Origin of the sequence: Paenibacillus sp. 2TAB26 (assembly GCF_052115145.1) — a bacterium.
Classification (GTDB): Bacteria; Bacillota; Bacilli; order Paenibacillales; family Paenibacillaceae; genus Pristimantibacillus.
This window is the reverse complement of the sequence record NZ_JBFRGC010000034.1, coordinates 1-22,469: the sequence shown is the minus strand read 5'-3', so window position 1 is coordinate 22,469 and position 22,469 is coordinate 1. Positions and strand designations below refer to the sequence as shown.

Here is a 22,469-nt window from a genome sequence, read left to right as displayed (position 1 = left end):
TTTATAAGCCTGGCTGCTTTTTTGGTGATTTTGTACACGCTGTCTATTGCGTTTATTCGCTTGCTTTCGCCTCGGCAAGCGCCGAGATAAGCTCCTGCTGAATGTGGCCATTTGACGCTACGATATTTCGCGTTCCCAAATCGTAAGGCTTGCCAACTGTACTCGTCACAATTCCACCCGATTCCTGAACGAGCAGCGAGCCGGCAGCCAGATCCCAGCTATTCAGTCCAATCTCCCAAAACCCGCTCAGGCGTCCTGCTGCGACGTAGGCCATATGCATAGCAGCAGAGCCTGCTATACGGAGATTGCGAACCTGCGGGGCAACTGCTTGAATGCCTTTCAAATTTAGAGGCAGCGCATAATGATGGTCGGCCGGAAGACCTGTTGCAACCAAGCTGCCGCGGAGCGTATCCTCCTTGGATACCTGCATCCGTTTTCCATGCACGTACGCGCCCTTGCCTTTTTCGGCTACAAACAATTCATCTTTCATCGGGTCATAGACCACGCCGACGATCACCTCGCCGTTATGCGCCAAGGCAATGGATACACAGAAAAAAGGAAATCCGTGAACAAAGTTCGTCGTGCCATCAATAGGATCAACGATCCATAAATATTCAGCGTCACGGATGTTCTCCAGCGCGCGCGTTGACGCTTCCGGCCCAGGCTCTACGCCTTCCTCTCCCAAAAACGAATGATGGGGAAAATGAGTCATCACTAGATTTTTTATTAAACGCTCGGAACCTTTATCAATTTCCGTAACAAGATCATGCGAGGAATACTTTATATCAAGGCTTGCAAAATTGCCAAGCTTCGTCTTAATCCATTCTCCTGCTTTCGACGCACAATTAATTGCGACAGCCGTAAAGCTTTTACCGCCAACGACGGAAGTACTGTTCTGATCATTCACGATCCATCACTCTTCCCTCTATGTAAATTCACGAACATTTCTATCCATGTTAAGGTCTACTACGTTTGATGCTTTTACCAAGTTTCGCATGATTACTCCAACCATATCAAAATGAACGCAAGCCTTCAATGATTAATTGTCCCGCAAGCAGAAGAAGCGTCACTCTAAGCAGCCAAAGTAAGCCCTTGCCGCTCATTTTCACAGCAATTGCCGCACCCAGCTTTCCGCCGATCCAAGCTCCAGGCACTAATGCAAGCACGAGCAGCCAATCTGTTTCACCTAGATAAACGTGCATTCCGCTCCCTAGAATTGATGATAAAAAAATAACAAACATTGACGTTGCAGTTGCCATATGAGGCGGAAAACGAAATAACAGCACCATAAGAGGGACAAACAGCGACCCGCCGCCGATTCCAAATAAGCCAGACATGAGACCTACGCCAAAACCGATGCCGAGTGCAGGCATAATACCATAGCTGTACGTATGCACCTCGCCTGATGCATCGGTCATCGTTCGAACGATTGGCCACTGCTTCGAAAACGGTTTCATGTAGTCACGAGCAATTAATAATGATGCCATCAGCAGCATGAAAATACCAAAAACAAGTTGGAATACACCTGCAGGCAGCTTACCCGTAAGAGCGGAGCCAATCATTGCTGCAGGCCCGCTGGTCACAAAAAATATCCAGCCGCTGCGGAAATCAACGATTTTACGTTTGGCATAGCTCAGTGTAGATGCAAGTGCCGTAACGACTAATACCGTTAATGATATGCCAACTGCTGTTGCATGTCCAATAGCTTCTCCCGTTAATGCGGGACCAATGAGCATTAAGACAGGAACGATAATGATACCGCCGCCAAGTCCTACAATACTGCCAAACATCGCTGCTACAACGCCAAGAAGTACAAGAAGTATCCATTCCATGCGAATTCACCTTTTCAGTTACATAATGATGCATCTACTTGGAAGCGCCCGCTATATAATAACACCGCCAAGGCAAGCCCTGACGGTGTTATTTTGCTGCTATACCTACTCAGCAGTAATTTCTACGCGGCCGCCATCCAACACCTTGATGCCTTCTGCGCTTGCTTCCAGTTGCCTTAAGTCTTCTATCAGCTTCATCAAAGCCTCGTCCTTGCTTTTGGCTTCAAGCATGCAATCCAAATATTCGGTATTTCTTGCCGCATGACGCAAAAACTGTACAAGCGGCTCCGCTTCCACATGATCTGCATGACCACGGGGGTCAGATAAGCTTTTTGGACTGGAAGCGTGAATTTTGGGAGGAAGCTGGCTTGTACTAGCTATGCCCAGCCGCTCTCGCTCTTTGTCCCAGGTTTGAACAATACGCGGCCATAAATGCTCATATAATTCGTCATCTGAGATGTCTCCTGCATTAACAGCATGATGGTGAATGTCGAGCACCATCGGAACCTCAACTTGCTCAGCCGCCTCTAGCGTTTCCCTGACATTGAACGTTTTATCATCATTTTCAAGCGTAATCCGATGTTTAAAGCGAGGCGACAAGGAGCTGAACTGGCGAACAAAACGTTCACCAGCTACAACCTTGTCGCCGTATGCTCCACCGATATGTATATTGCATTTTGTCGCTTCATCAAGCCCCATTGCCTCAAGCATAAGAATATGATTGAGCAAATCCAGCTCTGATTTCGCGAGCACCTCCGGTCTAGGCGTGCTGAACACGCAAAAATGATCCGGATGAAAGGATACTCTTATTCCGTGCTTCTGCACGAACTCGCCAACTTCCTGAAATGCTGGCGCTAGCGCTTCAAATGGATTCCAGTCCAATAAGTCCTCATGAGTAGCAAGGGGTATAAGCTTTGACGAAAAGCGATACATTTGAATGTCGCTGGCTTTGCAATGCTTCAAAATCCGCAGCGTACTGCGCAGATTTTCCTCTGCTATTCTTTCCAGCTTCCGAATCCCTGCCTCGCGGTCGTTTAGCTTCGAGAAGTTCGCAAACGTCATCGTTCTTGAAGGCGATGCATTCTCAACCTGCAAGCTCATTGCGACAAAACCTAATCTGACAATCATCGATTAGGCCCTCTCTCCAAAAAACATTTCAAAAGCAAGCGCCGTTTGAACTTTTGATTCTTCCTCAGTCAATTTTCTCACGAGCTCCATCTCCACTTGTGTCACTTCTTCGCCTTGAAAATTAATTTCTGCGATAGAAGCTAAAATGCGGACAATCGCAATCGCTTCATTGGCTGGTGTATAAGCAATCACCTTTTGGCCAGTTGGAAATACGCGAAAGCCGCTCTTGACCATTTTGCCCCGACCATACTCCAACAATTCATAGAGCTCTTGTTCGGACTTAAATTTGCACACAGAATTAAACTCAGTTGCAAAACCCATATTATTTCCCTCCTTTCAGTGAAATTTCTACCGTGCCTTCAAAGAGCTTTACTACCAAACCTTTAAAGGCTTATTTCAAAAATTTATAACATTAATATCAACATATCAAACCTTTAATATCAAACCCTTAAACCCTTTTCAAGCTTTTCGAACCCACCCAAACCCTCCCTTCCAAGGGAGGGCCCCAAGGGTTGCACCCTCTGGACACCCGCAACTGAACTAACCTAAGAGTTACACTGCGCGCGCTTTCTACTTTTGCGGGGGATCGCTTTCGTCCCTGCGGGACACGCTTTACTTTTGGTGCGTTTAAAGATTATTCGTTTTAACCTTTTCAAGTCATTCAAACTTTTCGAGCTTCACAAGCTTTTCGAACCCACCCAAACCCTCCCTTCCAAGGGAGGGCCCCGAGGGTTGCACCCTCTGGACACCCGCAATTGGACTAACCTAGGAGTTGCACTGCGCGAGCTTTCTACTTTTGCGGGGGGATCGCTTTCGTCCCTACGGGACACGCTTTACTTTTGGTGCGTTTTTCTCAAATACCTTTAAACCCCTTTCCGAGCTTTTGGGGCATTGAAGAACAACTTGTCCATTTTAAGAAGGAAAAAAGATCTTTTACCTGTTTACCTCGGATACAAAGATAAGGATTGAAGCCCCAAAGTAAATAATAAAAGAAATTTTTCCCTATATCTTTTTCTCATATGTGTACAAACAGTTATAGAAAGTTAAGAAATTTATAGAAATTATAACAAATTAGAGATCGTTAGAAATGCATCTTACGATTGTGATGCTTCACCTGTAAAATCTATCCGCTGCTTCTCCGCGTGACGGGAAAGAGCTAAGGAAATTAAGGTGTCTAACAATTCTTTATATGGAATGCCGGTTTCTTTCCACATAAGTGGATACATACTGATAGGTGTGAAACCAGGCAATGTGTTGACTTCGTTGATAAAAAGCTGATTGTCGCTTTTGCGAAGGAAAAAATCTACACGTGATAATCCCGATCCATCAATGGATTGAAATGCACGAACGGCCATTTCGCGAACGGATTCTGTAAGCTCAGGCGATAAATGAGCCGGAATCTGCATCGTCGATTTTCCATCGATGTATTTGGCTTTATAGTCGTAAAATTCGTTAGAAGGCGCAATCTCGCCAGGTAAGGATGCTTTGGCATCATCATTGCCAAGTACGCTTACTTCGATCTCGCGGGCATCCACGAACTCTTCTACAATAACCTTACGGTCAAAACGGAACGCATAGTTGATGGCATTAATAAGCTCTTCACGGTTTTTCGCTTTGGATACGCCTACACTAGAACCTAGGTTGGCTGGCTTAATAAAGCATGGATAGCCGAGTGAAACCTCGCATTCCATGATGAAGAAAGATGCGTCTCTCTCCCACTGTGTACGGTTAAAGTACCGGAAAACGCATTGCGGCAAGCCTTCTTGCGCAAATACTTTTTTCATTAGAATCTTGTCCATCCCAACGGCAGAAGCGAGAACACCCGCTCCGACGTAAGGAATGTTGGCCATTTCGAACAGCCCTTGAATGGTACCATCTTCACCAAATGTTCCGTGCAGCAATGGGAAAATCACATCAATGCGCGGCTCATCGCCAGCCGATTTTGAGCTTCTATTCAAACCTTGAAATAATGGAGCAAGAGCAAAGCCATTTTCCTCAGCCTCGTCTGTTGTGTTGCGTAGATCTTCTACACTGCTTGGACGGTTATGCAAAACGGCTCCCGTTTTCCATTCGCCTTGCTTCGTAATATAAAAAGGTTTGATTTCATATTTGCTGTAGTCAAATTCACCCATTACAGCGTAAGCCGTTTGCAAAGAGACCTCATGCTCTCCCGATTTCCCCCCGTAAACTAAACCTACTCTAACCTTGCTCCCCATGGCATATCCTCCGGTACAATAATTTATAATAGATCTGCAATATGAAAAAAACGATATTTCGTTTGTTCCGTCCATGCATAGGAATCACGATAATCCCAATAACGATGCCTGCTGGAAACGGTATTCGCATTCACTAGCGGCATACCGAACGAATCAAAAGCAGTTACGATTGTGCTGTGCTGAAAGCGATGATCACCATTCCAGTCATACGTAATGACATCCCCAAGCTGCAGCTCATCCGCAGATTGCACAACCTCTGCACGCAAGCCTGAGGTCTTTGAACCAGTTAAATAGTTGGTTATCGCGTTTGATACCGCCCAGCTGTAGCTCCACCATTCACTGCCCTTATTTCGGCCCTTATACCACCAGCCCGTTTCTCTCTTACCAGTATAGTTCATCGGAGCATTGCCTGCAAAGATGCACTGGGACACGTAATTGGTACAATTCACCTCAAAAAGCTCATACGCTGGGTTCCCCTCATTCCACCAACGATCCGCATACGCAGCAACCAAATCTCTCCTGTAACGAATACCAGATGGCCTGTGTTTGAATTGCTGTAATAGGTCATAATTTAAGTATGGTGTTGATGGCGAAGATTGTTCGCCAAATAGCTCCGAGTAATCATCGACGGTCATCCAATTGTCTACTGCTGTGCCATAACGCGGTCTTCTTTCCGATATAATTGGCTCAACACGAAGAACATTCCATGAGTGACCAGCGAGCCCTAACCAAAGACGCTCAAATTCAGATCTCTCTTCCATGTAAAAACGCCCAGACTGCTCCATTCTTCTTTTGATGTGGAGACGAATCAACACGGAGACCTCGCTTGATGATTCGTTGACGCGTATGAGCTCTGCTTTTGTTTCGCTTCCTGCTGGAAGCGCGCCTCTAAGCAAATCGCGTTCACGAAGACGCTCAAGCCTGAATCTTAGGCGATCACAATGATCGCGATCCGTAACGTAATCGGTCAGCACAGCCGCATGCTGATTCGCTTCGGCTTGATTGTACAAGCTAATATAGCGATGAACAGCAGCTTTCCAACCTTGCAGTTTTCCTTGCTGAACATGCGGATCGTAATCAGAGGAACGAAGCAGCGAGTTTAACTTTGACGTTTGTTGTTTTACTGGCTTTTCTTCCTGATTTGCTCTTTTTTGATTTTGCAGTGGTTGATCGCCGATTTCAGCATTTCGCTCCGCTTGCAACCCGGAAGGCGACGGCTGCTTCTGGATGGCATGCGTTACAACTTTCTGCTGCGACTTGCGCTGAGAAGCTGATGGTTTGGATGATGTTTGGTTATGCTTTTGGCCCTGAGTTCCTGGCCCCCGGTTGCCTGTTCGCGGCATAGCAATCCCTCCTTGACCTTATCGTAAGTGCAAGCGTAAACGGCTGCAGCATCTCTTTTGATGAGGCAAACTCGATTGGCGTTGAAATATAAACTTTTGGGATAGGAATCCAACTTAACCGAACTTACATTTCAATTGTAAAAGGCTGCCGCTTCTCCCTTAATGCTTCATGGCCGCCGTTTCACGATGAAATATAAGTTTTTGGATTGACCTTCTCGATAGCAATCTTATATTTCAAGCCTATGCTGCTACAGCTTGCCTTTATGGCATGAGAACGTCATCAAGTATTTCAGGGTAAACTTGTCGCTGATTAACTGCTTCATTATATGAGGCACTCTGCCATTTCATGTAACATTCATTGAGGATCATTTTCAATGCCATTTCCAAGCGCATAAAGACATAATTGGACTTTACGGAAGGACTATTTTAACGATATACTATAGATATAGAAATTATGAAATAGTGTTTCACAGAATGAAACTCAGACTACAGTTAAAAGGAGAATGACGATGTCTACACAAAATCATTATTCAGTTCGCACAACGCTTGACGCTGGCGGCAAGTCTTATGCTTACTACCGTCTAGGCGGACTTGAAGAGCAAGGACTAGGCGATATTTCCAAGCTTCCTTTTTCAATTAAAGTATTGCTTGAGGCTGCTGTTCGTCAATTTGACGGACGCGCAATTACCCCTGAACATGTAAAGCAGCTTGCTACATGGGCTGACGGACGCGAAGATAAAGAAATTCCTTTCATCCCTGCTCGTATCGTTTTGCAGGATTTCACAGGTGTACCGGTTGTCGTTGACCTTGCTGCAATGCGCGACACTGTGAAAAAAGCAGGCGGAGATCCGAAAAAAATCAACCCGCTCGTACCAGTTGACCTTGTAATTGACCACTCGATCATGGTTGACGCATTTGGTTCACCTGAAGCACTTGAATACAATACTAAAGTTGAATTTGAGCGCAACGAAGAGCGTTACCGTTTCCTTCGCTGGGCACAAACAGCATTTGATAACTTCCGCGCGGTTCCACCAGGTACAGGTATCGTTCACCAAGTTAACTTGGAGTACCTTGCATCTGTTGCAGCTACAAAAACAGTTGACGGGGAAACCGTCGTATTCCCTGACTCCCTCGTAGGTACGGATTCCCACACTACGATGATCAACGGTCTTGGCGTAGTTGGCTGGGGCGTTGGCGGTATCGAGGCTGAGGCTGGTATGCTTGGTCAACCGCTTTACTTTGTAATGCCAGAAGTTATTGGTTTCAAATTGACAGGCAAACTTGCAGAAGGTTCAACAGCAACTGACCTTGCGCTTACGGTTACTCAAATTTTGCGTAAAAAAGGCGTTGTTGGTAAATTTGTTGAGTTCTTCGGCCCTGGTCTATCTAACATCAGCCTTGCTGACCGTGCAACAGTTGCCAACATGGCACCAGAATATGGCGCTACAATCGGCTTCTTCCCTGTTGATAACGAGACTCTTAGCTACTTGCGCCAAACTGGCCGCAATGAGGATCTTATTGAGCTTGTTGGCTCTTACTACAAAGCGCAAGACATGTTCCGTACAGATGAGACTCCAGATCCAGTATTCTCGGATGTTGTTGAGCTTGATCTTTCGACAATCGTTCCTTCCCTTGCAGGCCCGAAACGTCCTCAAGACCGCGTAGAGCTTACTGCAATGAAGGAATCCTTCAATAGCATCATCCGCACACCGATTGACAAAGGCGGCTACGGTCTTTCCGATGAGAAAATCGAGCAGTTCGTTACTGTTAACCATAATGATGGCCAAGTTAGCCAAATGGGTACAGGCGCAGTCGTTATCGCAGCTATTACAAGCTGTACAAACACTTCGAACCCAAGCGTAATGGTTGGCGCTGGTCTAGTTGCTAAGAAAGCAGTAGCACTTGGACTTAAGAAACCTGCTTATGTAAAAAGCTCCCTAACTCCGGGCTCGCTCGTTGTTACGGAATATTTGACAAAAGCAAACCTAATCGAACCGCTTGAAGCACTTGGCTTCCACGTTGCTGGTTACGGCTGTGCGACTTGTATCGGTAACTCCGGTCCACTTCCAGATGAAGTAAGCAAAGCGATCATCGACAATGACATGACCGTATCTGCTGTACTTTCCGGTAACCGTAACTTTGAAGGCCGTGTCCACGCACAAGTAAAAGCAAACTACCTGGCTTCTCCGCCACTAGTTATCGCTTATGCGCTTGCTGGAACGACTAACATCGATTTGACAACTGATCCAATTGGTTTCACTGAAGACAACAAGCCTGTATTCCTAAAAGATATTTGGCCAACGTCGAAAGAAATCAACGATGCAATGACAGCTGCGCTTAACCCGCAAATGTTCCGTGACAAATACGAAAACGTATTTACACAAAATGAGCGTTGGAACGCAATTTCGGTACCTAAGGGCGAAAGCTACGAGTGGGATGCAAAATCAACGTACATCCAAAACCCGCCGTTCTTCGAAAACCTAAGCTCCGAGCTTTCTGATATCAAAGATATCCATACAGCAAACGTACTTGCTCTTATGGGCGATTCCGTAACAACGGATCATATCTCACCTGCTGGTAACATCACAGTTAACAGCCCAGGCGGTCAATACTTGATCGAAAACGGCGTTAAACGCGAAGACTTCAACTCTTACGGCTCACGTCGTGGTAACCATGAAGTTATGATGCGCGGTACGTTTGCGAACATTCGTATTCGTAACCAAGTGGCTCCAGGTACAGAGGGCGGCGTAACGACTTACCTTCCAACGGATGAAGTCATGTCGATCTACGATGCATCGATGAAATATCAAGACGAAGGCAAAAACCTTGTCGTTCTTGCTGGTAAAGAATACGGTACTGGTAGCTCGCGTGACTGGGCTGCAAAAGGTACATTCCTACTAGGCGTCAAAGCTGTTATCGCTGAAAGCTTCGAGCGTATTCACCGCTCCAATCTGGTTGGTATGGGCGTATTGCCACTCCAATTCCCAGAAGGTCAAGGCTGGAAGACGCTTAACATCACTGGCCGCGAAACATTCGACATCGTTGGCTTGTCAAATGACGTTACTCCAGGTTCGCAAGTTACCGTTACGGCTACTCGCGAAGACGGCACGACATTCGACTTCCCAGCAATTGTACGTCTTGACTCGGTAGTTGACGTTGATTACTATCGCAACGGCGGTATCCTGCAAACTGTACTTCGTCAAATGATCGCTAACATGTAATAATCTGCGCATATCCTGCGCCGTATCAAAAAAAGAGCTTTGCCGATTCGTCGGCAAAGCTCTTTTTTCGTTTGTTATAAAGCAATGGCGTTGTTACCTACTTTTTGTTATTTGCTACCTGTTATGTTTTACGTGTTACCTGTCACTGTACACTGGAACAATTCCGTGGCCTATGCTTGCTCGTGGCTCCAGTACTTCCAAACATGCTCAATCAATCATTATGAGTTTAAGCATGCTTGCACAGCCAACACCTTAGTCATGCTCCCCTCCGAGAGCAGGCGCGCCACTAAAACATTAGTCTTAGTCACGCTTGTAGTGTCATAGCCTCACTTTTTCGCACAAAACTTCATCTATCCGAGATATGAGCACAGCCATGATGCCCTCACCGGGACATCATCCACAGTTATATCATAGCCCTAAACTGAGCTTGAAGTGTCATACCTTCACTTTTTCGCACAAAACTTCATCTAACGGACATAGGATCCGTTATTTATTATAATTAACGTCCACAACAAATTTAACGGACATACGATCCGCTATTTGTCCCATTTCGAGCATAAACCAACCTTTTCAAGCCTAATAGCGTACCCTATGTCCGTTAGCCGCCCCAAAAGTGATGATTTGAAGCAAATAACGTATCTGATGTCCGTTACAGCAAGTTTGGTTACTCAAGCTCCTATTTCAAACCTTCTTTTACTTCAAATGCTCATTATGAGTTTGATTAAATTACAGCCAGCAATCTAGCCACGTTCCCCCCATCCAAAGCAGGCGCGCGGCTATCACGTTAGTCCTGTGGTATGAGTTTGGACCAACTTACAGCCTGCAACCAGTCACGATCCCCCCTCTGAGTGCAGGCACACAGCTATCACAATCTCATTAGTCCGCAACAGCACTTGAAGCGTCATTGCTTCACTTTATCGTACAAAAACTACATCTAACGGACATAGGATCCGTTATTTATAACAATTAACGTCCACAACAGATTTAACGGACATACAATCCGCTATTTGTCCCATTTCGAGCTTAATCCTACCTTTTTAAGCCCAATAGCGTACCCTATGTCCGTTAGCCACTCCAAACGTAAGGTAAAGGAGCAAATAGCGTATCTGATGTCCGTTACCTTTTCTAAAAAGCAATACACAGGAGCTTCCACTCCCACCGATTAGATGACTTAATCCTGAAACTCATATGCTCCAATCATTCGTGGACCATGGCTGCTTGTTAAAAACCTAGATGCAGCAACCGCTAGCTAAGCAACATCCCAGCAAAGGCGTAGCTTAAACGGGCTACACTACCCAACAACCCTAATGTGTTTAAACAAAAACAGCAGGCCCGAGGATCACCTCATGCCTGCTGTTTCTTTTATGACTATAGAATCATCGTACCCATCCGTTTGGCGGACTCCATCATGACCGGGGCGTATTCCCTCATCGTGTCCATCGTCATCCTGCTGGCAGGGCCCGACACGGATAATGCAGCAGCGAGCTTGCCGGTACGGTTAAAAATAGGCGCAGAAAGCGCCGCTGCTCCCGGTTCGCGTTCCTCGAAGCTTGTGGCATATCCCTGCATACAAATCTCTTCGAGCTGCTGCTTGTATTGATCCAAATCCAGAGAGTAAAGCCAAGCTGGATCTCCAAAAATGCTTTCCTGTACGATCGGATCTGAATAAGCGATTAGCACCTTGCTCGATGCACCTGCATAAAGCGGCAGTCTCACGCCTACAGGCGCTACCCGCCTAACGGGTTGATTGCTTTGCACGGCCTGCATACGAATCCGCTCAGAGCCGTCTCTTACGTATATGCTAACGGTCTCGCCCAGCTGGTCGCGTAAACGCTCCATCTCAGGCAGCCAAATTGTTGCTTGATCATCTGAACGTGATAAATGGGCTGACAGCTCCCACATTTTTAAACCCAAATGATATCGGTCTGTCGAGCGATCGCGCTCGATGAAGCCTTTCTCTTCGAGCGTGGCGAGCATCCGGTGCACCGTGCTTTTGTGCAGGCCAACCTGTTCGGCAATCTCAGTCATTGCCCAGTCTGTTTTTGAAATAAAACACAGCAATATATCAAGCGCCCGATCCACTGCTCGAACCGTCGATTTTCCATCTTCCATGCAGCCACAGCTCCCTCTCCAAAAGTTTCATCCAATGAAACCGATTCTCATTCAGTATAACTCATCGCTTCCATTATCGTAAAGAACAGTTGTTTACATTACAGTAATATTACAAATGATTAACATTACCTCGACAACAATTGACAGGCTTATAGGACCGGACTACGATAAAAGTACTAGATAAGAAAAGCGCTTACAACGTTCCGAATAGATGAGTCTAATGGACGGTTACTTACAGAGGGAGGACAACGACATGAGCACGACTATAATGACACCATTGCCACTTGAAGGCGGATTTCCAAAAAACCTTCATCCCTTCCCGCTTGGCGATTCGGATAACCTGTCCCAATTGCGCAAAACCAAAAGCCGCAGCAAGCATTTGCTGGTTGCTTCCATTGCTTCCCTTACGGCAATGTGTTTGATTGCTGTCATTATTTTTCATGGCTATGTCGCTTGGATGCTTGCATATCCTTATGTAGCCCCACTCTCCTCTAATCCGCAAGCGGCTATCGGCCTAGATTACGAGGATGTCATTTTCCCTAGCAAAAGCGGCAATACGACGGTCAGCGGCTGGTTCATCCCTGCAGAGAGTGATGCAAGTGTAGCGGCTCCTTCAGCACGAACTGTTGTTTTCAGCCACGGTTATGGCGCTAATCGCGAAGAATCATGGGTACCGATGTATGAGCTCTCGAAGCTGCTGCACGGTTTAAACTATAATATATTGTTGTTTGACTACGGCTATGCATCTAAGGAGTACAAAGCTCCGGCCACTGGCGGCCTTGAGGAGTCACAACAGCTGCTTGCTGCAGTAGATTATGCAAAATCACGCGGAGCGGAGGACATCGTCGTCTGGGGCTTCTCAATGGGTGCAGGAACGGCACTGCAAGCAGGACTGCAGACCGATGAAATTGATGCCATGATACTCGACAGTCTTTTCATCCCGAGCCCCGAGGCATTATTTGATAACTTGAATCAATTTGTTTCATTGCCGCAGTTCTCTTTGCCGCTTATTGAATCGATGATCCCCCTTTGGACGGGTACAAGCTTTGGATCTATTCCGGCAAGCGAGGTTTTATCTAACGTTTACGATATCCCGTTATTTATCATCCACGGCACAGAAGATTCAAAGGCGCCTTACCAAACCGCAGAAGCTATTGCTGAAGGGCAAGGCAACGTTCTATCACGTTCTTGGATTGTTCCCGAAGGCAAACACGAATTGCTGTTCCAAGTTCATCCGAGCGAATATATCCAAAGAGCAGCCTTATTTCTAAGCCAAGTTGATCAACAGCTCCAAGCAGAACGAACATAATAATGAAGCACGACATAAGCCCGCTTACCAACGAATACATCTAACATAGATGCATTTGTTGCGAAAAAGGGAGGCGATGGTCGTGCTTTTTGTTTATGGAACGCTCATGCCCGTTCGCGTAATGGAATTAGTTAGACATTGGAAGCTGCAAGAGAAAGAGCATATCGCTGTTATTTTGCAGGCAGCGCCTGAGATGGAGCGTCAGTATGTTCAGCTTCTCCAAGCATGGGAGCCTGTTTTCACCAATACTGCTCAATATACTAATCAATGGCTGGATGAATGGCTTCCCATTCCGTCACGCTTGCCATCCTATATGGAACAAACGATTGAAGCGGTTGTAGAGACATCTCTTGAACAATCAAGAACGTATGTCGATCAACTCAGACAGCTAAATGAGCGCACCGCGTCGGCTTCTTCTGATGTTACCAAATCCGTCATCTCACACGCCATTCGTGAATCCAACTATTATATCGGCCTAATGAGCTCCTATCGCCAAAAGGTAACCAGCTCAGGCAATAATCAGCACCGTGCCATTGTCCAGCAAGTCCCCATCGGGGGACATACACTGCCTCCTCTGCCCTATGCTTACAGTGCCCTCGAGCCTTATATCGATGAGCATACGATGCGAATCCATCATGATATACACCATCAGTCCTATGTCGATGGTCTAAATGAAGCGGAATTGCAGCTCAAAATCGCACKCGAGAAGAATCAATTTGAGCTGGTTAAGCATTGGGAGCGAGAGCTTGCTTTTAACGGTGCCGGCCACTACTTACATACTCTGTTCTGGAGCATCATGACACCCTATGGTGGAGGTGAGCCGATAGGAGCTCTGAGCCAGCAGATCCGAAATGATTTTGGCAGCTTCTCCGCCTTTAAGAATCAATTTAGCAAGGCAGCGGCGAAGGTGGAGGGCAGTGGCTGGGCGATTCTAGTTTGGAGTCCACGCAGCAGCCGGCTTGAAATATTAACCGCAGAGAAACATCAGAATTTATCACAATGGGATGTTGTGCCTTTGTTAGCCTTGGATGTGTGGGAGCATGCCTATTATTTAAAACATCAAAACAAGCGGCCTGAGTATATTCAAGATTGGTGGAATGTCGTGAATTGGACGTTCGTTAGTGATCGATTTGAAGAAGCTCGAAAGCTCGTATGGGTGCCATTTTAATCTATTCAGCAAAAAAAAGTCCGACATGGGAGCTGGGGACTGAACTGACCCCGGTTCTCTGTCGGACTTTTTCAAAATATAAGAAAGTATATCATTTCCTCATACTTATCTTATATTTCTCCGTCAAAACTGCTTCAGCATCCAAAGGACGCTGAAGGCGTTTTTGCTTGAAATATAAGAAAGTATATCATTTTCTCATACTTATCTTATATTTCACCGTCAAAGCTGCTTCAGCATCCAGAGGACGCTGAAGGCAATTTTGCTTGTTTATATCGTCTATTGCTTTAATAATGTCAAAAACTCGGAGCGAAGCGCAGGATTGCTGCGGAAGTCGCCTCTTACCGCAGACGTTACGGTCATGCTGCCAGGCTTCTTCACCCCGCGTGAACACATGCACAAATGCTCGCCTTCCACGACGACCATGACGCCATGCGGCTGCAGCTCCTCAGTAAGGATATCCGCAATTTGTGATGTAATCCGCTCTTGCACCTGCAGGCGGCGAGTAATCGCCTCTACGAGTCTAGCAAGCTTGCTAAGGCCAGCGATTTTGCCGCTAGGAATGTAGCCAATATGCGCTTTTCCGAAAAACGGCGCCATATGATGCTCGCACTGACTGTAATAAACGATATCTTTTACAATGACAAGCTCTTCATGCTGCTCATCGAACGTAACGCCCAGCACCTCACGAGGATCAACCTCATATCCGGCAAAAATCTCCTCATACATTCGAGTCACACGAGCGGGTGTTTCCAGCAAGCCTTCACGCTCTACATCTTCACCGACAAGTTTCAATATTTCTCTTATGTGATGTTCAATTTGCTCCCGGTTGCTCGAAACACTCGAATTGACGTAATCTTTCTTTCCCGCCATTTCTGAACTCTCCTTCCGGTCCCCCCGCGTCTTTCTTTATCTGCGAGGCATCTTTTGGTTTTTCATCATGTGCTGCGCTTTTTGCATTTGTTGCTTATTCAGATTGTAGCCCATTTGCTTCGCCATTTTCTGAATCATTTCTGGATCATTTTGCATTTTCTCAAGCTGCTTCCGCAGATAGAATACGCCTACAAAAAAGCCCCCAACAGCTCCTGCAATTAAAGTAACAATTGGTACAACAATGTTCACCCACGACATACCTTTCACCTGACCCTTTCCAAATCTCCTGCTGTGTATAATGTTCCCATGATAGCATGTTCACCTCTTGTTCGCAATGAACATGCTGACGCTCCGCTTAACCTTTTTGTGACAATTTTTGATGCTCTTATTTCGCACTCTTTTCCAGATCAAGCAGCGCGATTTTAATAGGAAGACCTCCGCCATAACCAATCATTTGGCCGCTTGCCCCAATCACGCGATGACAAGGCACGATGATCGAGACAGGGTTGCGATTGTTCGCTCCACCTACGGCACGCATAGCTCCAGGCTGATCCAGCATCACAGCGATATCCTTATAAGTACGCGTTTCCCCATAAGGGATTTGCTGCAAAGCTGCCCACACCTTCTGCTGAAACGGTGTGCCATACATTTGAATAGGCAGATCGAATTGCTGAAGCTCTCCGGCAAAATAAAGCGCCAACTGCCTTGCTGCTTCATTCAGCTGTTCATGAGAGGCTGCTTCGACCCGCGTAATATCCGCGGCACCGTGCCCAAATACCCGCTTCGTCCACTGCTCTAGTTTCTCTAAAGCCGAATCGTAAGGAGCAAAGTCCAAGTGGCAAATCCCTTTGTCCGTTGCCGTTAACGTCATCGGCCCGATAGGCGAATCGATCTCAGCCGTATAAAGTCGTTCACTCACTTGCGCCACCTGCTTCCGAGTTGTCTTCTGGAATCGTACTTAATTGAGCAATGGCATTCGCAATCGCCTGCAGTGCTTCCTCATCCGTTTCCTTCACTGATGCTCCAAGCAAAGCAGACTTTGCCTGCTCGCCGCCAATTCGCGCAAGCGACCATGCAGCTGTTCCGCGGAGCACCGGGCGAGGATCCTGCTCCAGCACCTTGATCAAATCCGGCACTGCGCTAGCCTCTTTAAAGTTGCCGAGCGCGATTACTGCATTGCGCTGAATCGGCTTCTTGCCCCGCCAAGCGGAGGATGTTCGGCCATATCTGGCTTGAAACTCCTTGTTGCCTATCGTTAGAAGCGGTACGAGCAGCGGCTTTACTAATTCCATATCCGGCTGCAGCTCTGGTTGATGCGTCCAGTTTTTGCCGCGGTTTATCGGGCAGACCGTCTGGCAAGTATCGCAGCCATAAAGCCGATTGCCGATTTTTCGCATGAACTCGTCCGATATCATTCCCTTTGTTTGTGTGACAAAGGAGATGCAGCGGCTTGAATTCAATTGACCCGGTCCAACTAGTGCATCCGTCGGACAAGCGTCAATACATTTGGTGCAGCTGCCGCAGCTTTCCGTTATCGGTTCATCCGGTTCAAATGGAACATTGGTAATCATCTCACCGAGGTAAATCCACGAGCCGAGCTCGGGCGATATAATTGCGCAGTTTTTTGCGCTCCAACCAATGCCTGCACGCTCAGCAACGGCGCGATCCGACAATGCGCCGGTATCGACCATGCTTTCCACGCGCAAATCCGGCATCCGCTCCCTTAGCCATGCTTCCAGCTTAGCAAGCCGATCACGCAACACTTTATGGTAATCTTCTCCCCAAGCTGAACGTGACATAATGCCTCGCCTTGCACCCGGCTCTGATTTAGGAGGGTCCTTCAGCTTGGATGGATAGGCAATGGCTATTGCAATAATCGACTGCGGATTTTCAAACAACAGCGCTGGATTCGTTCTTTTCTCAATGTCAGGCTCCTCGAAGCCAGACTCTCTTCCGAGCTCGCGGTGCCTAAGCAAAATTTGCTTTAATGATGTGAATGGATCCGCAGAAGCGATCCCTATCTTGTCGATGCCGAGGCTTGGTGCCGCCGCAATCATCTCTTCCTTCAGCTTTGCCCATCTATCTGTCATCATCTATAACCTCTTAATTGCTTCACGAGCCAGCTCGTCACAACGATTATTCCATTCATTATCGCTATGGCCTTTTACCTTTACGTATTCTACTTTATGACGCTGCATAAGCTCCCAAAGCGCTTTCCAAAGCTCTTGGTTCTCTACAGGTTCCTTCTTGCTGTTCTTCCACCCGTTGCGCAGCCAGCCGTGTATCCAGCCTTTCTGGAAGCAATTCACGACATACGCTGAATCACTATACACCGTCACCTTACAGGGCTCCTTAAGCAGCTTCAACCCTTCGATTACTGCTTGGATTTCCATACGATTGTTCGTCGAGTGTTTCTCTCCACCTGAAATTTCCTTCTGATGAACGCCAAAAAACAGCACTGCTCCCCAGCCGCCCGGCCCCGGATTGCCAGAGCATGCACCGTCCGTATAGATCATAACGTCCTTCATAAGAATCCCTCCTAAAGGTTTGCGAATGCAAACCTACTTCGTAAGCATCTATTTAAAGTTTGCGTTAGCAAACTTACTTCGTAAGCAGCCGCTATTCACACACAATGTGATTAAAGCGCTCTTATCTTTTTGTAAGGCCATAAAATATAATCGGCTCTGCCGCGAATCAGTTCTTCTGGCACAGCGTGAAACGTCCGGCTGTCCAAGCTCGCCCTAGCATGTCGATTATCCCCCATTACAAAATAGTTTCCTTCACTTATTACTTCAGGCCCATAGCTCATATCTTCTATTAATGAATCCGTGTAAGGCTCGTCCACTAGCTCGCCGTTACGGTACAATTGTTTATTATGGATTTCAATACGATCACCGGAAACCCCAACGATCCTTTTTACAAGAAACTTTTCCTCGTCTTCTCCCATATCCGGTTCCTTCAAAATAACGACATCACCAACCTTGGGCTTGCCGACCAGGTATACAAATTTATTAACAAACAGCCACTCATGCTCCGTTAACGTCGGCTCCATCGAATGACCTTCTACCTTCGAGAGGTTAAATACAAAAAAATGCAGAAGCAGCACCACAGCAAATGCAACAACCAATGTTTTCGACCAATCGAGCAGTTCTGCGAGCCAATTGGAGCGATTGCTTGCAACAGTATGGGCAGATAATCTCACATCTACACTGATTCCTGCTTTTTCATTACTTGGCTTGCGATTCTGGTCCTCAAGGCTCATTGTTCCACCTCTTCACTTCGTTTCAGCCAATCCTCATAATACTTCAGCACGAGCTGATCCTGAAAAGGCGATTGCCCTTGATCCATCCGCTTCAAAAGCGCATCAAGACCCTCATGCACCTTTTCTTCGACCATTTTCGGATAGTGATAAGCCGCTTTGTGCATCTCATATTCATCTTGATCGACGACTGTTCTTCCACCATCAACTGTACGAATAACGTCCAAATCGTAATCGATATAGGTAAGCACATCACCCTGAATGTACAGCGGTGAGGCAATATTGCAATAATAGCGGACGCCTCCGTCCTCTAGCAGAGCCACAACATTGAACCACTGCCCCGGTATAAAAAAGGAGACTGCTGGGACGCGGCTGATCCATATCTTACCATCAGCCTCTTGAATCGGCGTTTGACGGTTTATGAGCACCTTAATGGATTCCGCTTTATGCTGCTCGTCAAGCAGCTCATCAGGCACAAGCCAATTCTGTTGCCATATACGGTGAATGTGACCGTTATGTTTGAAGCTTTTGATGACACAGTGCCGATATGGTTCCATCCCGTTCTCCTCATAAATGTATATAGTAATAAGAAAAGCATATCTGACCGCCAAAAGCAATGGCGATGCAGATATGCCCTGCGTACAACTTACATGCAGTAAAGTTCGCGTTAACCAGCTACAATGCTCAATTTCTGAAAAGATCTGATAAAATCGTTGGCTACATACCCCATCGACTCGTACAGCGGTAAAACTGGCTCGTTGTGCTCGTCCGCGGTAATTAGTATCTTTGTGACACGGCGCTGTTCGAAGCGCTGGCGCAATGCCTGGATAAGCGTTTTACCGATTCCTTTCCTTTGGTGGAGAGGAGATACAGCAATTCGATAATAATAACCTTTGTTATTATCAATCGTACCGATAATCATGCCCACAATTTCGGAATTTTCGACAGCGACTAATACTAAATCACTATCCCATGACAACTGGCGGGCAAAAGCTTCCATCGTTTGTTCGTAGCACTCTTCTGTTAGAACCTCTTCAAGCAGTGCTGTAATTGATCGGTAATCGGACAACTGGAAGGAACGAACATTCATTAAAATTACACCTTCTATACCATGTCATAGTATTGCATTTAAAATATATTACGACAAAATTAAACGAAATCCTGCTTCAATCTTTAATATTCCTTAAAAAAATTAAAGAAATCATCAATTATCTCGTGTAAACGCTTAATATTAAGCGCTTACAACAATTTAATCCATTTATTTCTCTATAAATGCAGTTCTATCTTCCTAATCTGTATATTTTAGCTAGCGTCGAGATACCCTATTTTAGGTTATGTTTGATCGTTTTAGCCCATTCGACTTTTGAAACAATAATGTTGATTTATTCAATCGGATAAGGGATAATGGACTTGGATAACTACATATAATTAGGAGGCTGTAAAAAATGGCACATCAACTACCTGCTTTGCCGTACGCGCACAACGCACTTGAGCCGCATATCGATGCGACTACAATGGAAATTCACCACGGCCGTCACCATAACGCTTACGTGACTAACCTTAACGCTGCTTTGGAGTCCGCTCCAGAATTGCAAAGCAAATCAATCGAAGATTTGATCTCCGATCTTGCTAGCGTTCCTGAAGCAATCCGTACTGCTGTTCGCAACAACGGCGGCGGACATGCTAACCACAGCTTGTTCTGGGAAACAATCGCTCCAAACGCTGGCGGAGCACCTACTGGCGCTCTTGCAGCAGCAATTGAAAGCGAGCTAGGCGGCTTTGAAGCTTTCAAAGCTGACTTCGCAAAAGCAGCAACAACACGTTTCGGCAGCGGCTGGGCATTCCTAGCAGTTGCAAACGGCAAATTGAAAGTATACAGCTTGCCAAACCAAGACAGCCCGATCATGGAAGGCGAAACGCCAATCCTAGGTCTTGATGTATGGGAGCACGCTTACTACCTGAACTACCAAAACAAACGCCCTGATTACATCGCAGCGTTCTGGAACGTAGTTAACTGGGATGAAGTTGGCAAACGTTACGAAGCAGCTGTTAAATAATATTGTTTTTCCAAGCCGGCGCTTGCCTCTTTAATGAGRCAAGCGCCGGTTTTTTTTATTTTTTTATGGTGCGTATAAGGTGCTGGGTGTTGGAGTGGAAAGTTGCTTAAGTGCAGGGAAAAAGAGTGGAATGCTGACAATGCGCATAAGGCACGGAGTTCGAGTTGGAATAAAATGCTGCTAATGCAAGTTGAGGTACAACTCTGCCTATCTGCTTCTATTGCAGGAAGTTTAAATACAGCTCATTAATTGTTGGCGTAATATACTAGTCCAACAAACGAATGATTTCTTTTGCGTAAGTGTCCCAAGCTTTGTTATCGGTGTTGATTTCTAGAGTAGGAATGACTGAGTTTGCTGCTGCTTTTCGCAGTTTCAATTGAGTTGCTACTAGTTCATCTGCTGCTGCTTTAATTTCTTCACTACTCTTATTCGACCATTCATCAGGCGTGCGGCTTTGAATTCTTAGTTCAGCTATTTCCGGTGATATCGTTAATAATGCACATTTTGCCCCAAAGTGTAAGAGTTCCTTTTCGATAGCTTCAATTTCATTATTTGTTTTATCAGAATAGGCGACTCTATGATTTAAATGAAACCTTTCTAGTATAAAGAATACACCTCGCGAGCCGCGTGAAGCTCTCCCTAGCTTAGTTGACCATTCTTCTAATTGCCTCAGCATAGCAACTCTTTCACTCAACAATTGGAGATGCTCTTCGTGACTTGATGTTATAAACTGACCACGTACGTTGTGCAGCACCTGTGAATAATGCTCGCTTAAAACGATAACACTTCGCTCAGCTGATTCGTCCTGCGCTTGCATTAGCTTTAACGACTTCAATACCGATGTTTTACCCGCATTCGAAAATCCTTCCAAAATAATGCCCCGCAGTTGATTCACGCAACAACCACCTTCTGTAATTATTTTCATATCATTATATAGGGACAGTTTCGCTATAGGCAAATATATACAATTGATAGACATAGCGTGGCAGAGTGTATTCATTTATCTTCCGAATAGCTAGCCTGTAACTGGATAGAGGTTAGGTTGACCTCATTAGTATCATAGGAGTTTTTACCTTCGATAATGGTCAGGTCGTCTCTCCTTACGGACATAGGTTCCTCTATTTGGCGAAATATCCGTATATTGAAGTTTTAACGGACATAGGATCCTTTATTTGCTGGAATTAGGGCGAATTGAGCTCATTTTGAGGGTAATAACGTATCCTATGTCCGTTAGTAGGCTAAACTTGCGTTTTAAGCCAAAATAGCGGAACTAATGTCCGTTAAGCTCGATAAGAAATACTAGTTCCCTTTTACACCCGCCTCATACGCACACTCACCTCATAGGCTTTTGCCGCATACGCTACAGTAGGATAAATGCCTAATTTGCGATGTAAAGGAGTCTGAGTACTCTCATGGAATATACTTATGCTAATAATGTGAATTCTCGTCCAGCTAGCAAGGGCTGCGGTTGTGGTGGACCTCGAATGATCACGCCAACGCCTCAGCAAGGTGGTTTTGGGCCGGGCGGACCCGGCGGCTTTGGGCCGGGGGGACCCGGCAGTTTTGGCCCAGGTGGTCCCGGCGGTTTTGGCCCAGGGGGTCCCGGCGGTTTTGGCCCAGGGGGTCCCGGCGGTTTTGGCCCAGGGGGACCCGGCGGTTTTGGGCCGGGCGGTCCCGGCGGTTTTGGGCCGGGCGGTCCCGGCGGTTTTGGGCCGGGCGGTCCCGGCGGTTTTGGGCCGGGCGGTCCCGGCGGCTTTGGCCCAGGGGGACCCGGCGGCTTTGGCCCAGGGGGACCCGGCGGCTTTGGGCCAGGGGGACCCGGCGGCTTTGGCCCAGGGGGACCCGGCGGCTTTGGGCCAGGGGGACCCGGCGGCTTTGGGCCAGGGGGACCCGGCGGCTTTGGGCCAGGGGGACCCGGCGGCTTTGGGCCAGGGGGACCCGGCGGCTTTGGGCC

Annotated in this window: 21 protein-coding genes; 5 read left to right on the top strand and 16 right to left on the bottom strand. The window is 46.6% G+C overall.

Annotation, left to right across the window (positions count from 1 at the left end):
* Positions 1–52: 52 nt before the first annotated feature.
* The 6 genes from AB4Z50_RS29980 to AB4Z50_RS29955 form a co-directional block, all read right to left on the bottom strand.
* Positions 53–907: an inositol monophosphatase family protein gene (locus AB4Z50_RS29980; protein ID WP_441885136.1), complete on the bottom strand. Its 855-nt coding sequence runs from the start codon at positions 905–907 to the stop codon at positions 53–55.
* A 106-nt stretch (positions 908–1,013) separates the two neighbouring features.
* Positions 1,014–1,832, bottom strand: a complete 819-nt coding sequence (locus AB4Z50_RS29975) for a sulfite exporter TauE/SafE family protein (protein ID WP_441885134.1) — start codon at positions 1,830–1,832, stop codon at positions 1,014–1,016.
* Positions 1,833–1,937: 105 nt separating this feature from the next.
* Positions 1,938–2,960, bottom strand: a complete 1,023-nt coding sequence (gene uvsE / locus AB4Z50_RS29970) for a UV DNA damage repair endonuclease UvsE (RefSeq protein WP_441885132.1) — start codon at positions 2,958–2,960, stop codon at positions 1,938–1,940.
* A gap of 3 nt (positions 2,961–2,963) precedes the next feature.
* A complete protein-coding gene (locus AB4Z50_RS29965) occupies positions 2,964–3,281 on the bottom strand; it encodes a hypothetical protein (protein ID WP_054026471.1) in 318 nt (105 codons plus the stop codon).
* Positions 3,282–4,054: 773 nt separating this feature from the next.
* Positions 4,055–5,176 carry a D-alanine--D-alanine ligase gene (locus tag AB4Z50_RS29960; protein ID WP_441885130.1) on the bottom strand — a complete coding sequence of 374 codons (1,122 nt, stop codon included), beginning with the start codon at positions 5,174–5,176 and terminating at the stop codon, positions 4,055–4,057.
* Between the two features lie 23 nt (positions 5,177–5,199).
* Positions 5,200–6,519: an amidase domain-containing protein gene (locus tag AB4Z50_RS29955; protein WP_441885128.1), complete on the bottom strand. Its 1,320-nt coding sequence runs from the start codon at positions 6,517–6,519 to the stop codon at positions 5,200–5,202.
* Between the two features lie 509 nt (positions 6,520–7,028).
* Between AB4Z50_RS29955 and acnA the strand changes: the two genes are divergently transcribed.
* Complete coding sequence (gene acnA / locus AB4Z50_RS29950; protein WP_441885126.1) at positions 7,029–9,740, top strand: aconitate hydratase AcnA; 2,712 nt, start codon at positions 7,029–7,031, stop codon at positions 9,738–9,740.
* 1,368 nt (positions 9,741–11,108) lie between these two features.
* Here acnA and AB4Z50_RS29945 read toward each other — a convergent pair.
* On the bottom strand, positions 11,109–11,852 hold the full coding sequence (locus AB4Z50_RS29945) for an IclR family transcriptional regulator (RefSeq protein WP_076271916.1): 744 nt from the start codon (positions 11,850–11,852) through the stop codon (positions 11,109–11,111).
* 253 nt (positions 11,853–12,105) lie between these two features.
* Between AB4Z50_RS29945 and AB4Z50_RS29940 the strand changes: the two genes are divergently transcribed.
* Complete coding sequence (locus AB4Z50_RS29940; RefSeq protein ID WP_441885124.1) at positions 12,106–13,161, top strand: alpha/beta hydrolase; 1,056 nt, start codon at positions 12,106–12,108, stop codon at positions 13,159–13,161.
* An 82-nt stretch (positions 13,162–13,243) separates the two neighbouring features.
* Complete coding sequence (locus AB4Z50_RS29935) at positions 13,244–14,329, top strand: Fe-Mn family superoxide dismutase (RefSeq protein WP_441885122.1); 1,086 nt, start codon at positions 13,244–13,246, stop codon at positions 14,327–14,329.
* 276 nt (positions 14,330–14,605) lie between these two features.
* Here AB4Z50_RS29935 and folE read toward each other — a convergent pair whose 3' ends face one another.
* The 8 genes from folE to AB4Z50_RS29895 form a co-directional block, all read right to left on the bottom strand.
* Complete coding sequence (gene folE / locus AB4Z50_RS29930) at positions 14,606–15,199, bottom strand: GTP cyclohydrolase I FolE (protein ID WP_076268865.1); 594 nt, start codon at positions 15,197–15,199, stop codon at positions 14,606–14,608.
* 36 nt (positions 15,200–15,235) lie between these two features.
* Positions 15,236–15,457, bottom strand: coding sequence for a YneF family protein (locus AB4Z50_RS29925; RefSeq protein ID WP_053372732.1), 222 nt, complete (start codon positions 15,455–15,457; stop codon positions 15,236–15,238).
* Between the two features lie 127 nt (positions 15,458–15,584).
* Positions 15,585–16,118: a methylated-DNA--[protein]-cysteine S-methyltransferase gene (locus AB4Z50_RS29920; RefSeq protein ID WP_441885120.1), complete on the bottom strand. Its 534-nt coding sequence runs from the start codon at positions 16,116–16,118 to the stop codon at positions 15,585–15,587.
* Complete coding sequence (gene queG / locus AB4Z50_RS29915) at positions 16,111–17,289, bottom strand: tRNA epoxyqueuosine(34) reductase QueG (protein WP_441885118.1); 1,179 nt, start codon at positions 17,287–17,289, stop codon at positions 16,111–16,113. The genes AB4Z50_RS29920 and queG overlap by 8 nt, the downstream gene beginning before the upstream one ends.
* Positions 17,290–17,292: 3 nt before the next feature.
* Positions 17,293–17,727: a ribonuclease HI gene (gene rnhA, locus AB4Z50_RS29910; RefSeq protein WP_339206864.1), complete on the bottom strand. Its 435-nt coding sequence runs from the start codon at positions 17,725–17,727 to the stop codon at positions 17,293–17,295.
* A 110-nt stretch (positions 17,728–17,837) separates the two neighbouring features.
* Complete coding sequence (gene lepB, locus AB4Z50_RS29905) at positions 17,838–18,461, bottom strand: signal peptidase I (protein WP_441885115.1); 624 nt, start codon at positions 18,459–18,461, stop codon at positions 17,838–17,840.
* Entirely contained in the window at positions 18,458–19,015 is a 558-nt protein-coding gene (locus AB4Z50_RS29900) for a DUF402 domain-containing protein (RefSeq protein WP_441885113.1), read from the bottom strand. The genes lepB and AB4Z50_RS29900 overlap by 4 nt, the downstream gene beginning before the upstream one ends.
* Before the next feature lie 110 nt (positions 19,016–19,125).
* Positions 19,126–19,548, bottom strand: coding sequence for a GNAT family N-acetyltransferase (locus AB4Z50_RS29895; protein ID WP_339206861.1), 423 nt, complete (start codon positions 19,546–19,548; stop codon positions 19,126–19,128).
* A gap of 355 nt (positions 19,549–19,903) precedes the next feature.
* Here AB4Z50_RS29895 and AB4Z50_RS29890 point away from each other — a divergent pair, with 355 nt between their 5' ends.
* Positions 19,904–20,515 (top strand): superoxide dismutase, encoded by a 612-nt coding sequence (locus AB4Z50_RS29890; protein WP_076268860.1) that lies wholly within the window; start codon positions 19,904–19,906, stop codon positions 20,513–20,515.
* 265 nt (positions 20,516–20,780) lie between these two features.
* On the opposite strand, the gene AB4Z50_RS29885 is transcribed toward AB4Z50_RS29890, so the two are convergent.
* Positions 20,781–21,440: a hypothetical protein gene (locus AB4Z50_RS29885; RefSeq protein ID WP_441885110.1), complete on the bottom strand. Its 660-nt coding sequence runs from the start codon at positions 21,438–21,440 to the stop codon at positions 20,781–20,783.
* Between the two features lie 487 nt (positions 21,441–21,927).
* Between AB4Z50_RS29885 and AB4Z50_RS29880 the strand changes: the two genes are divergently transcribed.
* On the top strand, positions 21,928–22,469 hold a 542-nt coding region (locus tag AB4Z50_RS29880; protein WP_441885108.1), incomplete at its 3' end, for a hypothetical protein.